14 protein-coding genes are annotated in these 13,889 nt (G+C 62.1%); 11 read left to right on the forward strand and 3 right to left on the reverse strand.

From position 1 onward, the window contains the following. The first annotated feature begins 4 nt into the window (after window positions 1–4). Genes NVV77_RS02200 through NVV77_RS02210 form a run of 3 tightly spaced genes read left to right on the forward strand, consistent with a single transcriptional unit; the run spans window position 5 to window position 3,332 of the window. On the forward strand, window positions 5–1,066 hold the full coding sequence (locus tag NVV77_RS02200) for an ABC transporter ATP-binding protein (RefSeq protein ID WP_295410285.1): 1,062 nt from the start codon (window positions 5–7) through the stop codon (window positions 1,064–1,066). Further along, on the forward strand, window positions 1,063–2,385 hold the full coding sequence (locus NVV77_RS02205) for an amidohydrolase (protein WP_295410287.1): 1,323 nt from the start codon (window positions 1,063–1,065) through the stop codon (window positions 2,383–2,385). The genes NVV77_RS02200 and NVV77_RS02205 overlap by 4 nt, the downstream gene beginning before the upstream one ends. A gap of 53 nt (window positions 2,386–2,438) precedes the next feature. Then, window positions 2,439–3,332 (forward strand): nucleoside hydrolase, encoded by an 894-nt coding sequence (locus NVV77_RS02210; RefSeq protein ID WP_295410289.1) that lies wholly within the window; start codon window positions 2,439–2,441, stop codon window positions 3,330–3,332. Here the strand turns inward: NVV77_RS02210 and NVV77_RS02215 are convergent, their stop codons facing one another. After that, window positions 3,333–4,502 (reverse strand): M20 aminoacylase family protein, encoded by a 1,170-nt coding sequence (locus NVV77_RS02215; RefSeq protein ID WP_295410291.1) that lies wholly within the window; start codon window positions 4,500–4,502, stop codon window positions 3,333–3,335. It abuts the gene before it with no gap. A 73-nt stretch (window positions 4,503–4,575) separates the two neighbouring features. Here NVV77_RS02215 and NVV77_RS02220 point away from each other — a divergent pair, with 73 nt between their 5' ends. Beyond that, complete coding sequence (locus NVV77_RS02220; RefSeq protein WP_295410293.1) at window positions 4,576–5,262, forward strand: phosphoribosyltransferase; 687 nt, start codon at window positions 4,576–4,578, stop codon at window positions 5,260–5,262. On the opposite strand, the gene NVV77_RS02225 is transcribed toward NVV77_RS02220, so the two are convergent. After that, entirely contained in the window at window positions 5,259–6,053 is a 795-nt protein-coding gene (locus NVV77_RS02225; RefSeq protein ID WP_295410295.1) for a creatininase family protein, read from the reverse strand. The genes NVV77_RS02220 and NVV77_RS02225 overlap by 4 nt on opposite strands. A 12-nt stretch (window positions 6,054–6,065) precedes the next feature. Next, window positions 6,066–6,455 carry a RidA family protein gene (locus NVV77_RS02230; RefSeq protein WP_295410297.1) on the reverse strand — a complete coding sequence of 130 codons (390 nt, stop codon included), beginning with the start codon at window positions 6,453–6,455 and terminating at the stop codon, window positions 6,066–6,068. 217 nt (window positions 6,456–6,672) lie between these two features. Here NVV77_RS02230 and NVV77_RS02235 point away from each other — a divergent pair, with 217 nt between their 5' ends. From NVV77_RS02235 to NVV77_RS02265, 7 genes are all read left to right on the forward strand, one after another. Continuing rightward, window positions 6,673–7,674, forward strand: coding sequence for an ABC transporter substrate-binding protein (locus tag NVV77_RS02235; RefSeq protein ID WP_295410299.1), 1,002 nt, complete (start codon window positions 6,673–6,675; stop codon window positions 7,672–7,674). A gap of 135 nt (window positions 7,675–7,809) precedes the next feature. Beyond that, entirely contained in the window at window positions 7,810–8,574 is a 765-nt protein-coding gene (locus NVV77_RS02240; protein ID WP_295410596.1) for an ABC transporter ATP-binding protein, read from the forward strand. Continuing rightward, on the forward strand, window positions 8,571–9,440 hold the full coding sequence (locus NVV77_RS02245; RefSeq protein WP_295410301.1) for an ABC transporter permease: 870 nt from the start codon (window positions 8,571–8,573) through the stop codon (window positions 9,438–9,440). Before NVV77_RS02240 ends, NVV77_RS02245 begins: the two co-directional genes overlap by 4 nt. Then, a complete protein-coding gene (locus NVV77_RS02250) occupies window positions 9,436–10,755 on the forward strand; it encodes a cytosine deaminase (RefSeq protein WP_295410597.1) in 1,320 nt (439 codons plus the stop codon). The genes NVV77_RS02245 and NVV77_RS02250 overlap by 5 nt, the downstream gene beginning before the upstream one ends. Beyond that, a complete protein-coding gene (locus NVV77_RS02255; protein ID WP_295410303.1) occupies window positions 10,752–12,152 on the forward strand; it encodes an FAD-binding oxidoreductase in 1,401 nt (466 codons plus the stop codon). Before NVV77_RS02250 ends, NVV77_RS02255 begins: the two co-directional genes overlap by 4 nt. Further along, complete coding sequence (locus NVV77_RS02260; protein WP_295410305.1) at window positions 12,152–12,742, forward strand: NAD(P)H-dependent oxidoreductase; 591 nt, start codon at window positions 12,152–12,154, stop codon at window positions 12,740–12,742. Before NVV77_RS02255 ends, NVV77_RS02260 begins: the two co-directional genes overlap by 1 nt. A gap of 109 nt (window positions 12,743–12,851) precedes the next feature. Beyond that, window positions 12,852–13,847, forward strand: a complete 996-nt coding sequence (locus NVV77_RS02265) for a BMP family protein (protein ID WP_295410307.1) — start codon at window positions 12,852–12,854, stop codon at window positions 13,845–13,847. Window positions 13,848–13,889 lie beyond the last annotated feature (42 nt).

Raw genomic sequence — 13,889 nt, forward strand, 5'->3', positions numbered from 1 at the left:
TGCCGTGACCAAGCCGCTTTCCATTCGCAACATCACCGCCCACTACGGCCAGACCAAGGTTCTCGAGGATCTGTCGCTCGATATCGCCGAGGGTGAACTCGTCTCCCTCCTCGGCGCCTCGGGCTGCGGCAAGACCACGACCCTGCGCCTCGTCGCCGGCTTCCTCCAGCCCACCTCGGGTAGCATTACGCTCGGCGGCAAGGATCTTACGCGCTTGCCCGCACACCAGCGCGACATTGGTCTCGTCTTCCAGAACTACGCGCTCTTCCCGCATCTGAGCGTCGCCGAGAATGTCGGCTTCGGCCTCAAGCAGCGCGGCATTTCTGGTGAAGCGAAAACCAAGCGCGTCGGCGCCATGCTGGAACGCGTGGGTCTTGCCCATCTCGCTGACCGCCTGCCCGGCGCCCTTTCGGGCGGCCAGAAGCAGCGCGTTGCGCTTGCGCGCGCCCTCGTTATCGAGCCCCCGCTGCTGATGTTCGATGAGCCGCTCAGCAACCTCGATGCAAAGCTCCGCATCGACATGCGCGTCGAAATCCGCCAGCTGCAGCGTGCCAATGGCACGACCTCGGTCTATGTGACCCACGACCAGGAAGAAGCTTTCTCGATCTCGGATCGCGTGGCGATCATGCATGCGGGCAAGATCATGCAGCTCGATACGCCGGAGAACCTCTACCAGCGCCCGGCCAATGCCTTCGTCGCCCGCTTCGTCGGTTTTGAAAACCTCGTGCCGATGAAGGTCGTCGCCCGCGATGGCGCCAAGATCACGGCGGAAGCCGCTGGCGGAGTGAAGCTGACGCTCAGCCTCGAGCACTTTGGTGCGATCCCCGACAATTTTGTCCTCGCCTGCCGCGCCGATGGCCTGGCGGTCACCGACAATATGGCCGCCGAAGGCATTCCGACGACGCTGGGCCTGCGCACGTACCTCGGTCGCGCCTATCAGTATCAGAGCGAAACCGCTGCCGGGATGCTGGTGGCCAATGGTCCGCTCAGCAAGCCGCTGGAACCGGGCTCGAACGCCAAGCTGGTGCCGGTGCCGGATCAGTGCACCATCCTGGCGGTGGAATGAGCGTTCTCTTCACCAATGCCCTTGTCGTCACCATGGACGACGCCCTGACCGTTCATGAAAACGGTTGGGTGCATGTCGAGGGCACGACGATATCGGCGCTCGGCTCCGGCACACCGCCTGATGTTCCGGGTGCGGAGACAGTCGATTGTGGTGGCGACATCGTCATGCCGGGCATGGTCAATGCCCACTGCCATATGGGCATGTCGGTATTCCGCGGCCTCGGCGAAGATGTCGATGACCGGCTCTATCGCTACATCCTGCCGCTTGAGCGAAAATTCGTGTCGGCGGAGATGGTGCGCGTCGGGTCGGCCATGTCGGCGCTGGAAATGATCCAGGGCGGGGTCACCACGGTGGCCGACATGTATTACTTCGAAACCGAAGTCGGCGATGTCTGCGACAAGGCGGGCCTCCGCGCCATTGTCGGCCAGACGCTGGCCGATTTCGATCCGCCGGATCACAAGAATTTCGACGAGGGTTTTGCCCGCGTGGAAGAACTGGTCGATCGCTTCACCGGCCATCCGCTGGTGACACCATCCATCGCCCCCCACGCCCCCTACTCCACCGGCCGCGACACCATGGCCCGGATCGCACAGTGGTCGGCCGACCACCCCGACGTGCCCGCGCAGATGCACCTCGCCGAGAGTTCGCTTGAGGTAAAATGGGCGCTCGACACGCACGGCAAATCCACCGTTGAGGTCACTGCCGAAGCCGGGCTCCTGAAACCCAATCTCATTTGCGCGCATTGCCTGCAACTCGATGACGCCGACATCCGCATGATGTCCGAGCATCAGGTCTGCGTGGTCACCAATCCGCGCTCCAACGGCAAGGCTGGCCGCGGCATTGCCCCGGTGGAAAAGATGCGCAACGCTGGCCTGCCGGTCGGCATCGGCAGCGATGGCGCCATGAGCGGCAATACGCTCGATCTTTTCAGCCAGTTCGCGCCGGTCTCGATGTTCGCAAAGCTCCTCGCCGGCTCGCGAAAGCCGCTGCCAGCCGTCGACGTGATCCGCATGGCGACGATCGAAGGCGCCCGGACCCTGAGCCTCAATTTGAAGACCGGTTCGCTAGAAGTTGGAAAACAGGCGGACCTGATCCGCATCAGCCTCGCCGCCCCGCGTTTCCACCCGATTTACGACCCCTATTCCGCCCTCGTCTTCGCGGCCCTGCCGTCCGACGTGACCGACACCATGGTTGCCGGCCGCTGGCTGATGCGGGAGCGCAAGGTGCAAACGCTGGATGTCGGCAAGACCGTTGCCGATGCCAATCAGATCGCCCGCCAGTTCAAGGCGGAAATGGATCGGATCGATCGCCAAGGCTAAGCGATCATCTGGAACCAAGGCCGCGAAAAGGCGGCGTTGAGGACTTTTAGACCATGAAGAAGCGCGTCATCATCGACACGGATCCGGGCCTCGACGATGCCATCGCCATCCTGTTCGCGCTGGGATCGGGCCATTTCGACGTGCTTGGCCTCACGACCATTGCCGGCAATATCGGTCTCGATCGCACAACCGACAATGCCGGCGGTCTGCTGGCAGTGATGGGGCGTGGCGACATTCCGGTTGTCCGCGGCACGGATATTCCGCTGACACGCGAATTGCAGGATCTGGTCGCCATCGTTCACGGCGCCGATGGGCTCAAGGGCGTTACTTTGCCCGCTCCCTTAGCGCCGGCACTCGACGATGCTCCCGGCTGGATCGCGCGGGTTCTCGCAGAATCCGAACCGGGCAGCGTCGACATTCTGGCGCTGGGACCGCTGACCAATGTCGCCCATGTACTGACGGAGCATCCCGAGGTGGTTGACCGGATCGGCGAGATCATCGTCATGGGCGGGACCATCAATGAACCCGGCAATTCCGGCCCGAATTCGGAGTTCAATTTTGCCTCTGATCCCGAGGCTGCTTCGGTGGTGATCGGCAGTTCCGCCAAGGTGACGATCATTCCGCTCGACGTGACCCGCAAGGTCCGGGCGCAGACGGACTATGTCGAGGCGCTGCCCGATACGCCACACGGACGCCTCGCCCGCGAATTGCTCACGGCCTACCTGCAGGACGGACGGTTGAGCCGGCCGTTGCATGACCCCTGCGTAATGCTGGTGGCGCTCGACCCGAGCATTTTCAAGATCGAGAACATGAAACTCGATATCGACCTTGGCGATGATCCCGATGCCGGCCGGCTGCTGGTCGACCGGCGCGGCAAACCGGTCGATGTGGCGCTCGGCGTCGATACCGAGCGCGCTCTCGCTTTGCTGCGAACCGGGTTCGTCTGATCAGGCCGACAGTTCCTGTTCCACCAGCGTCGCCCAGAAGCGGGCGCCGGTGAGAATGGCGTCGTCGTTGAAATCGTAGCGCGAATTGTGGTGCAGCGCGCCGTCGACGGCCGGACCATTGCCCAGCCAGACATAGGCGCCCGGCGCTTCGGCGCCGAAATAGGCGAAGTCATCACCAGCGGTTGAGGGCGGAAAATCGGTGACGACAGGGCGGCCCGTGGCGGCCTGCGCTGCCTTCAGCGCGCGGGCGGTCGCGTCGCCATCATTCACCACCGGCGGAATGCGGCGCAGGAATTCGTAGTCAACCTCAATGCCGAAGGTCGCCGCCACACCTCGTGCGATATTGCCAATTTCCAGTTCAAGCTGGTCGCGTACGTCGGCACGATAGGCGCGAGCCGTGCCGCCGATGCGAACGATATCGGGAATCACATTGAGCGCCTTGAAGTCCCCCGCTTCGAGCGCACAGGCGCTGACAACGGCGGGCTGCAGCGGATTCACCACGCGAGCGACGATGGTGTGGATAGCTGCGAGGAAGTGTCCCGCAGCCGTCACAGCATCGCGCCCAAGATGCGGCTTGGCACCATGCGTGCCAACACCCTTGAAGGTGACGGTCCAGCTATCGGACGAGGCCAGTTGCGGGCCCGCGACCACGGCCATCTCGTCCGTCGCGAGGCCGGGCATGTTGTGGAGGCCATAAACGGCATCCACCGGAAACTGCTTGAAGAATCCCTCATCCACCATGGCCTTAGCGCCACCCCTACCCTCTTCGGCCGGCTGGAAGATGAAGTGCACAGTGCCCGAGAAATTCTTGGTCCGCGCCAGATGGCGCGCCGCAGCGAGCAGCATTACGGTGTGGCCGTCATGGCCGCAGGCATGCATGGTGTTGGGCGTGCCCGACTTATAGGGACGATCGGCCAGTTCGGGCATGGCGAGCGCATCCATATCGGCGCGGAGCGCAATGCGGCGGGGGCCGTCACCAATCCTAAGCGTGCCCACGAGGCCGGTTTTCCCAAGCCCGCGATGCACTTCGATGCCGGCCTCTTCGAGTTTTTCGGCGACGATAGCGCTGGTGCGGACTTCCTCGAAACCCAGTTCAGGGTGGGCATGAAAATCGCGGCGCAGCGCCGTCATGGCTTCGAGTTCGAAGGGATCATTGCTGCGCGATTGCATTGGCCTGCTCGTCTTGTCATAGGATCGGTGGAGAACCTTTGCTTGCACCGCATCATTGAATCAAGGACTTGGCGTGAGTTTCGAGCCGCATGAATTCTGGCAGGCCTTTGCCCAGCCCGGTACGCACGAGCAAAACCCAGCTGACGGGTATCTCGGCTTTTACCCCGCGCCGCTGGCCGACGGGCGGCAATTGCCGCTGCCGCTGCGGGTCTTGCCCGGCGATGGCAAATCGGCTGTTGCGTCGCTGATCCTCAACCAGGCCAGTTTTGCGGTCGAGGATGGACTCGCCGCCGCGCTGACCGCCCTACTCAAGACGAAGAATCCAGAAGTCATCATTGGCGTGCCGACGCTCGGACTACCCCTCGCTTCGAACGTGGCGCGGCGGCTCGGGCACACGCGCATGGTGCCGCTCGGGACCTCGCGAAAGTTTTGGTACCGCGACGATCTCTCCGAGCCGATGAAATCCATCACCAGCCCGACCGCAAGCAAAACGCTCTATGTCGATCCGCGCATGCTGCCGCTGCTACGCGGCCAGCGCGTCGCCGTGATCGACGATGTCATCAGTTCCGGCCAATCGATGGGTGCAGTCCTGCGCCTGCTTCGGAAGGCAGAGATCGAGCCGGCCGTGATCGGCTGCGCCATGTTGCAGGGGACGAACTGGCAGGAGCCCTTAGCGGCCTGGCGCGACCGGATCGTCGCGCCTCTCAGCTCGCCGCGCTTCACGCTCAACGAAAACGAGCGCTGGACGCCGGTCGCTTAGCCCCTGCGCTCGCCGGGCAGCGGCATGGCTTCGATTTCTCGCAAGACCTCGATCATGCCGACCACATTGGCTTCGGCGATCGTCTTGCCCTTCTCGGCCGTAGCGATGGATGCATCGCCCACCGCGCCTGACGGGTTCACATCGGACGCGATCCACGCATAGGTGTGCCCAAAAGCCCCCGTGGGCCGCAGATATTGAAACTGCTGTTCATCACTTGCGGCGATAGAAACGAAATTCTCCGCCTTCGACATGTCGACCAGATGCGGCTTGAAGTGCAGCACCAATGACGTCTCCGCATCGCCACCATGGATGCCGTGGCGGCGTTCGAGGTCGCTCAACACGCCGGGCGGCGTGAAGCGCCAGCCGCTCTTGACCGCCAGCATGCCGGCGCGAACGCGCAGTTCGCGGGCGACGATGCCCATGATTTCCTCATTGCCGCCGTGCGAATTGATGAAAATGATCTTCTTCACGCCCGCCCGGGCCACTTCGAGCCCGATCTGCGTCCAGGCTTCGATCAGGTTCGTCGCCGTGTGGGTAATAGTGCCCTTGGCCCAGATGTGCTCGTTGGACTTGCCAATGGCCTGAACCGGCAGGATGCGCAGGTCCATATCCGCAGGCGCGCGCTCAATAAGAAGTTCGATCATCGAGGTGTTGATGATCGTGTCCGTGCCGACCGGCAGGTGCGGGCCGTGCTGTTCCACCGCTGCGATGGGCAGGATGGCAATGGTCTTGTTGGGGTCGAGCCCTTCGAATTCGCGCGCCGCGAAATCAGTCCACCAGATCTTGCGCATGTAAAAAGTTCCTCAGGCGGGGCCGGCCGCGATGACTTCGATTTCGACGACGAATTCGGGCCGGGCAAAGCCGGAGACGATCACCAGCGTCGAGGCAGGGTATGGAGCGGAAAAGAGCGCATTGCGCACGCCCATATAGTCGGGGAGGTGCTCGCGCCCCGTCACATAGGCATTGATGCGGATGATGTGTTCGAGGCCAAGCCCGGCTTCACGCAAAATGGCCGCGACATTGTCGAAGCAGAGTTTCGTCTGCCCCGCGCAATCGGGGGGAATGGTCTTGTCGACCGATATGCCGAGCTGGCCGGAACAGAAGACCAGACGCTGGCCCGGCGGAACGACAATGCCGTGGCTATAGGGCGCGAATGGCGGGTGGATGTCCTTGGGGTCTAGGGCGGTGGTCATGGTTATCCAATGCTTGCCGGGCGAATGCTAAGCCAAAGGTAAAGCGCTTGACCAGTCCTAAAGCGCATAAATTGCACGCATGGCAGGCATTCCCAAAGATTGCCTATTTTTTGGGTTCACACGAGGAGCGTCGTGCGGAATGGTGCTGCCAGGGCGAAGGAGATCGCCCGAGAAATTGGCTTCGGCGAAACGACCGGGGCACAGGGGAACGCAGTAAATGCACGCTTCAATCAAGACGACCATTCTGGCCGCCATGGCGCTCGCCGCCACGCCGGCCTTTGCGCAAGACAAGGTGACCTTTGCCACCAACTGGTTGGCCCAGGCCGAGCACGGCGGCTACTATCAGGCCGTCGCCGACGGCACTTATGAAAAGTACGGGCTCGACGTAACGATCATGCCGGGCGGACCGCAGTCGCCGGGCCGTCCGTTGCTGATCTCGGGCCAGGTGCAGTTCTACATGGGCGGCTCCGGCGGCGCGATCAACGCGGTGAAGGAAGGCATTCCCACGATCACGCTGGCGTCGATCTTCCAGAAGGATCCGCAGATCCTGATGGCCCATCCCGATGAAGGTTTCGACACTTTTGAATCGCTGGCCGATGCCAGCAAGATCATCATGGGGGCCGATGGCTTTGCCGGCTACTACGTATGGATGAAAGCCAAGTGGCCGGCCTTTGTGGATGAGAAGTACGAACCCTACCAGTTCAACCCGGCTTCGTTCCTCTCCGATACAAAGGCCGTGCAGCAGGGCTACCTGACCTCGGAACCCTATGAAATCGAGCGCCAGGCCGGATTTGCCCCTGTCGTCTACCTCATCGCCGACCAGGGCGAATACAATGGCTATTCGACCACCATCGAAGCAATGAAGCCCTGGGTTGAAGAGAACCCCGATGTGGCCAAGCGCTTCGTCGAGGCATCGATCATCGGCTGGTACAATTACCTCTATGGCGACAACACCGCGGCCAACGAGCTGATCCAGTCGGACAATCCGGAAATGACCGACGAGCAGATCGCCTTCTCGATCGCCAAGATGAAGGAATATGGCATCGTGGTCTCCGGCGATGCCGAGGACAAGGGCATCGGCTGTATGACCGACGAGCGCTGGAAATCCTACTACGACGCCATGGCCGCTATCGGCCTCTATGACACCGGCATCGACGTGACCCAGGCCTATACCACCGAGTATGTGTGCCAGGGCCTCGGCACGGATCTCGTAAAGTAGTCTGGAGACCTCGGCGCGGGCGATACTGCCCGCGCCGTTCCAGCCCTAACCCGGGTGCTTGTTTCATTGACCGATATTTCCGTTGCTCCGGCGCCGCAGGCGCCAACCGCCAGTTCACGCCGCCCCGTCGTTGCCATGCGGGAGGTCAGCAAGCTGTTTTCCAATGGCACGCTGGCCCTCAAGGGCATGTCGCTCGACGTGCAGGCCGGTGAGTTCATTTCCCTCCTCGGCCCCTCGGGCTGCGGCAAATCCACTGCCTTGCGCATCATCGCCGGCCTTGGCGCCCCCTCTTCGGGCAGCATCGACTGGCCTTCGTCCAAGATCAATTCCAAGGGCCTGCCCGAAGGCGATGTTGGCTTCGTGTTCCAGGAGCCGACGCTGATGCCCTGGGCAACCGTGTTCGACAATGTGCACCTGCCGCTCAAGCTGCGCGGCCAGGGCAAGTCGCAGGCCCGCGCGGCCGTGATGGAAAACCTCGCCAGTGTCGGCCTCGGCGATTTCGCCAATGCCTATCCGCGAGAATTGTCGGGCGGCATGAAAATGCGCGTTTCGATCGCGCGGGCACTGGTGACCAGGCCCAAGCTGCTGCTGATGGACGAGCCATTTGCAGCGCTTGATGAAATCACCCGGCAGAAGCTCAATGACGATGTGCTGCGGCTATGGCGTGAAACCGGCATCACGGTGATCTTCGTCACCCACTCGGTGTTCGAGAGTGCATTCCTCTCCAACCGCATCGTGGTCATGCGGGCGCGGCCAGGCCAGGTCTGCGCCGACTTGCCAATCGAAACCTCGGCCGTGCGAGACGAGCACTACCGCACTTCCGAGGAATATCGGGCGACGACCGACAAGGTATCGCGTGCCCTTCAAGAAGCCATCATGCTGGGAGCACAGGGCAAATGACCGACGCGGCCCCAACCCTCTCCAATCGCTCGGAAGCGGGCACCGATAGCGCCGTCGCCATTGTGGTCCACAAGGATTCAAGGCTCGAACGGATTTTGAGTATCGCCATTCCGATCCTCATGGTGCTGCTGGCCATCGGGCTCTGGCAACTCCACATCGTCGTCAATCAGGTGCCCCGCTACATCATGCCGGCGCCGATGGACGTCATCACGGCACTGATCAATGACTGGCCGACGCTCTATCCCTCGCTGCTCGTTACCCTGCGCATCACTTTTCTCGCACTAGCGCTGGCGCTGATCGGCGGGGTGGGTATAGCCATCATCCTGGTGCAGAGCCGCTGGATCGAATTGGCGGTGTTTCCGTTCGCGGTGATCCTGCAGGTGACGCCGATGATCGCCATTGCGCCGCTGCTGCTGATCTACATGCCCGACACGCAATCGGCGCTGCTCACCTGCGCCTTCGTCGTGGCGTTCTTTCCGATCCTTTCCAATATGGTCGCGGGCCTCAAGAGCGTCGACCACAACCTGCTCAACCTGTTCGATCTCTATGGTGCCAATCGCTGGCAGACGCTGATCCAGCTGAAATTGCCGAGCTCCCTGCCCTATTTTGCGGCAGGCCTCAGAATTGGTGGCGGTTTGTCGCTGATCGCTTCAGTGGTGGCTGAGTTCGCCGCAGGCTCCGCCGGTAAGGGTGCTGGCCTGGCGTTCCGCTTGCTCGAGTCCGGGTATCGGCTGAACTATCCGCGGCTCTACGCGGCTCTGGTGCTGCTGATGCTGACCGGCGTTGCCATTTTCGCCATGACCTCGCTGGTTTCCTGGCTGCTGCTGCACCGCTGGCACGAAAGTGCCCTCAAGCGGGAGAATTGAGGTGCCGATCACTATTCCTGCCGATGGCCACTATGCCATCACCAATGCCAGCGTACCGGTCTCGGTGCTTGGCGACGCGAGTTCGGGCGATCTCGCCAAGGTCGACATCACGATCGCCGATGGCAAGATCGCCTCGATCGGCGCCCCCGGTTCGGCAACCCTGCCGCAGCAGATCGATCTCCGCGGCGATATCGTCCTGCCGGCCTTCGTCGATCTCCACACCCATCTCGACAAGGGCCACATCTGGCCGCGCAAGGAAAACCCGGATGGGACCTGGCTCGGCGCGCTGATGGCGGTGCTTGGCGACCGTGAGGCCAATTGGGCGGCAAGCGATGTCGAGCGGCGCATGGATTTCTCGCTGCGCTGTGCCTATGCGCACGGCACGGCCGCCATCCGCACCCATCTCGACATGGCCCCGCCGCAGCACGACATCACTTGGGACGTCTTCGAAGCCATGCGCGAGCGCTGGGCAGGACGGATCGAATTGCAGGCCGCTGGCCTGATGGGGCCGGACACGATCCTCGACGCCGAAAAGCTGCGGGCGGTCGCGACACGAACCAAGGCATCCGGCGGCATCCTCGGTGGCTCCACCGCGGTGCATCCCGAGAATCCGACGATCATGCGCAAGCTGGTGGAGATGGCTGGAGAACTGGGCCTCAACATCGACCTCCACACCGATGAGAGCCCCGACCCAAAAGCCAATGCGCTGGAATGCCTAGCCGATGCCGTGATCGAAAGCGGCTTCACCGGCTCTGTCGTCGCCGGCCACTGCTGCTCGCTCGCCGTGCAGGACAGCGAGACCGCCAAGCGCGTCATCGACAAGGTGGCACGGGCCGGCATCGCCGTCGTGTCCCTGCCCATGTGCAACATGTACCTGCAGGACCGTGACAACAAAGACGGCGTCCGCACGCCGCGCTGGCGAGGCGTCACGCTCGTCAACGAACTCAAGGCGGCCGGTGTGAAAGTCGCCATCGCCTCGGACAATACGCGCGACCCCTTCTACGCCTATGGCGATCTCGACGGCTTCGAGGTTTTCCGCGAGGGCGCGCGCATTCTCCATTTCGATCACCCGCAGGCCGAGGCCTTTGCCTGGTCGCGCGTGGTCACGGCCGACCCGGCCGCGATTGCCGAGTTTGGCTACACAGGTGAGCTGGCCGTCGGGGCACCGGCTGATCTGGTCCTTTTCAAGGGCCGCACCTGGACTGAACTGATGTCGCGCCCGCAGGCCGACCGGACCGTGATCCGCGCCGGACAGGCGATCGACACCACCCTTCCCGATTACCGTGAACTCGACGACTTGATGGGCCAATCATGAGCATTGCCGCTTTCCGCGCCGAACTGGGCGACATTCCGCAAGAAGACAATCCGCGCATCGTGCAGCAGCGCAGCCGTGACCACTATTGGTACTCGCCCGTGCTCAAGGCCAAGCTCGACCACGTCACCGCCGAGGTCGTGGTTTCCCCGCGCTCCAACGACGAAGTGAAAACCGTCCTCCGCGCCGCCTACAAGCATGGCGTGGCGATCACCCCTCGTGGTGCGGGCACCGGTAATTACGGCCAGGCCATGCCGCTTTCTGGCGGCGCCATGCTCAACCTGATGAACATGGACAAGGTGCTCGAGATCAAAAAGGACCGCGTGCGGGCCCAGGCCGGCGCGGTTCTCGAAAAGCTCGACCACGAAACCAAGGAAGCCGTGGGCGGCGAACTGCGCTTTCACCCGTCCACCTATCGCATGGCCTCACTCGGCGGCTTCATTGCCGGCGGCTCTGGCGGTGTCGGCTCGATCCGCTGGGGCGGCTTGCGCGCGCTTGGTTCGATCCTCGGGCTAAGAATCATCACCTGCGAGGCCGAGCCGCGCGAACTCGATCTCGTCGGCGAAGACATCCTCAAGGTCGCGCATGCCTATGGCACCAATGGTATCATCGTTGAAGCCGAGATGCCGCTGACCGAGGCGCATGACTGGATCGACGTCATGGTCGGCTTCGATGATTTTATCGAGGCGGCAGCCTTTTCCGAAAAGCTGGCTCGGCAGGATGGTATCCTGCTCAAGGAACTCTCGCCCTGTGCCGCGCCCATTCCGCAGGCCTATTTCAACCGCCATAAGCCCTACATCAAGGACGGCCAATCGGTCGTGCTGATCATGGTGGCGCCGGTTTCGGTGGAAGCGCTGGCACTGTTCGTTTCGCACCACAAGGGCGAGATGCTCTATCGCTCGGACAAGGCGAGCGAAGAGGAATTAAGGCGTCTGCCGCCGGTCTATGAGCTCGCCTGGAACCACACGACCCTGCGCGCGCTCAAGATCGACCCGACCATCACCTATCTCCAGACGCGCTATCCGACGCTGGAGCACGTGAAAAAGATCGTCGACATACTAGGCGACGAACTGCCCATGCATATCGAAATGACCCGGCAGGATGGCCTCGTGACTTATGCCGGCCTTCCCATGGTGCGTTACACCACCGAGGAGCGTCTCGAAGAGATCATCCGCATCCACGAGGAGAACGGCTGCGACGTCTTCAATCCGCACCGTTTCACCCTCGAGGAAGGCGGGATGAAGCGCACGGACCAGAAGCAACTGGCCTTCAAGAAGGAAGCCGACCCCAAGGGCATTCTCAACCCTGGCAAGATGATCGCCTGGGAAAATCCGGATTATGATTTTTCCTCCGGCAAAGCCTGGCTCTTTGACGGCCTCAACCCGGTGCATGCGGCCTGATGCGCGTTCATGTCATTCACGCCCATCCCGTCGAGACGAGTTTCAACCGGACGCTTTTTCGAACGGCTATCGAGGGATTGCAGAGCGCCGGGCACGAGGTCGATCCTCTCAACCTCTACGAGGAAGGCTTTTCACCCGTCCTGACGCGCGAAGAGCGGCTCAACTATCATGACGTTCCCGGCAACGTGACGCCGGCCATAAAGCCTTATGTCGATCGGCTGCAGGCAGCCGACGCGCTGGTCGTAGTGCACCCCGTCTGGAACTATGGCTATCCGGCGATCCTCAAGGGCTATTTTGACCGCGTCTTCGTGCCGGGCGTCTCCTTCAACATGGAAGGCGGCGGGGATCGCGGCAAACTCGTGCCCTGCCTCACCAACATCAAGAAGGTCGCTTTCGTAACGACCTATGGCGGCAATCGCTGGCGCACCTGGGTCATGGGCGATCCGCCGCGGCGCCTCGCCATGCGCTGGGGCTGGGTGACGTTCAAGACGCGGCCGAAATACCTGGCGCTCTACGACATGAACAATGTCTCGCCCGGCCAGCTCAATGGCTTCCTGGGCAATGTGCGGACAACCCTCAGCCAGTTCTGATTGTGACAGTTCGGTGCACAACGGAACGGCTGTGCTTGCCAAGACGCGGGTTCTTGCTCAGAGAATGAGCAGGGATTTCCCGGATGAAGTTTTCGACACGAGGGACAAAATGAGCAAATTTTCTACGCTTGGACGCCGTAGCTTTGTGGGTGTACTCGCTGCCGGTATGGCTTTGGCCATGAGCGGCGTCAGCATCGCGCAGGACCTGACCAAGGTCGCCGCAATTTGGACCGTGCCGGTCGAACAGCAGTGGGCGAGCCGCCTGCATAATGCGCTGGTGGCCGCCAAGGATCGCGGCGAAATCGACTACGTCTATTCCGAAAACATCTCCAACACCGATTATGAGCGCGTGATGCGCGAATATGCCGAGCAGGGCGTGCAGCTCATCGTCGGCGAGGCTTTCGGTGTCGAGCAGCCGGCCCGCGCCGTGGCTTCGGAGTATCCGGAAATATCGTTCCTCATGGGTTCGTCGCTGCCGCCGGTGGAACCGAACTTTGCCACCTTCGACAACTTCATCCATGAGCCGAGCTACCTCACGGGTATCGTTGCTGGCCTCAAGACCGAGAGCAACAAGATCGGCATGGTGGGTGGCTACGCCATTCCCGAAGTGAACCGCCTGATGAACGCCTTCAAGGCGGGCGCGCTGTCGGTCAACCCTGATGTCACCTTCTCGGTGAGCTTCATCAACTCCTGGTATGATCCGCCGAAGGCCAAGGAAGCGGCCTTCGCCATGGTCGATGCCGGCGCCGACATTCTCTATGCCGAACGCTTTGGCGTCTCCGACGCCGCCAAGGAACGCGGCATTCTCGCCATTGGCAACGTCATCGACACCTCGGCCGATTATCCCGGCACCATCCTCGCCAGCGCCCTCTGGCACGGTGAGCCGATGATCGACAAGGCCATCGCCGACGTGAAGGCCGGCAGCTTTACCGCGTCCGACTACGGCATCTATGCCTTCATGGAATATGGCGGCTCGAGCGCCGTCTATGACGAAGCCCTGGCCGGCGTCGACGCGGTTGCTGCTGCCAAGGCCAAGGAAGCCGAGATCATCGCCAAGACTTTTACGGTCGAGATCGACGACACCGAACCGACCTCGACGCCGTAAGATATTTGGGAGCCGCAACATTTGTGGCTCCCTCACCCTCTC

Origin of the sequence: Devosia sp. (assembly GCF_024707125.1) — a bacterium.
In the GTDB taxonomy this organism is placed as follows: domain Bacteria; phylum Pseudomonadota; class Alphaproteobacteria; order Rhizobiales; family Devosiaceae; genus Devosia.

Coding starts and splice junctions, on each gene's coding strand:
- NVV77_RS02205 (WP_295410287.1), top strand. CDS start 1,063: ATGAGCGTTCTCTTCACCAATGCCCTTGTCGTCACCATGGACGACGCC.
- NVV77_RS02210 (WP_295410289.1), top strand. CDS start 2,439: ATGAAGAAGCGCGTCATCATCGACACGGATCCGGGCCTCGACGATGCC.
- NVV77_RS02215 (WP_295410291.1), bottom strand. CDS start 4,502: ATGCAATCGCGCAGCAATGATCCCTTCGAACTCGAAGCCATGACGGCG.
- NVV77_RS02225 (WP_295410295.1), bottom strand. CDS start 6,053: ATGCGCAAGATCTGGTGGACTGATTTCGCGGCGCGCGAATTCGAAGGG.
- NVV77_RS02230 (WP_295410297.1), bottom strand. CDS start 6,455: ATGACCACCGCCCTAGACCCCAAGGACATCCACCCGCCATTCGCGCCC.
- NVV77_RS02235 (WP_295410299.1), top strand. CDS start 6,673: ATGCACGCTTCAATCAAGACGACCATTCTGGCCGCCATGGCGCTCGCC.
- NVV77_RS02240 (WP_295410596.1), top strand. CDS start 7,810: ATGCGGGAGGTCAGCAAGCTGTTTTCCAATGGCACGCTGGCCCTCAAG.
- NVV77_RS02245 (WP_295410301.1), top strand. CDS start 8,571: ATGACCGACGCGGCCCCAACCCTCTCCAATCGCTCGGAAGCGGGCACC.
- NVV77_RS02255 (WP_295410303.1), top strand. CDS start 10,752: ATGAGCATTGCCGCTTTCCGCGCCGAACTGGGCGACATTCCGCAAGAA.
- NVV77_RS02260 (WP_295410305.1), top strand. CDS start 12,152: ATGCGCGTTCATGTCATTCACGCCCATCCCGTCGAGACGAGTTTCAAC.
- NVV77_RS02265 (WP_295410307.1), top strand. CDS start 12,852: ATGAGCAAATTTTCTACGCTTGGACGCCGTAGCTTTGTGGGTGTACTC.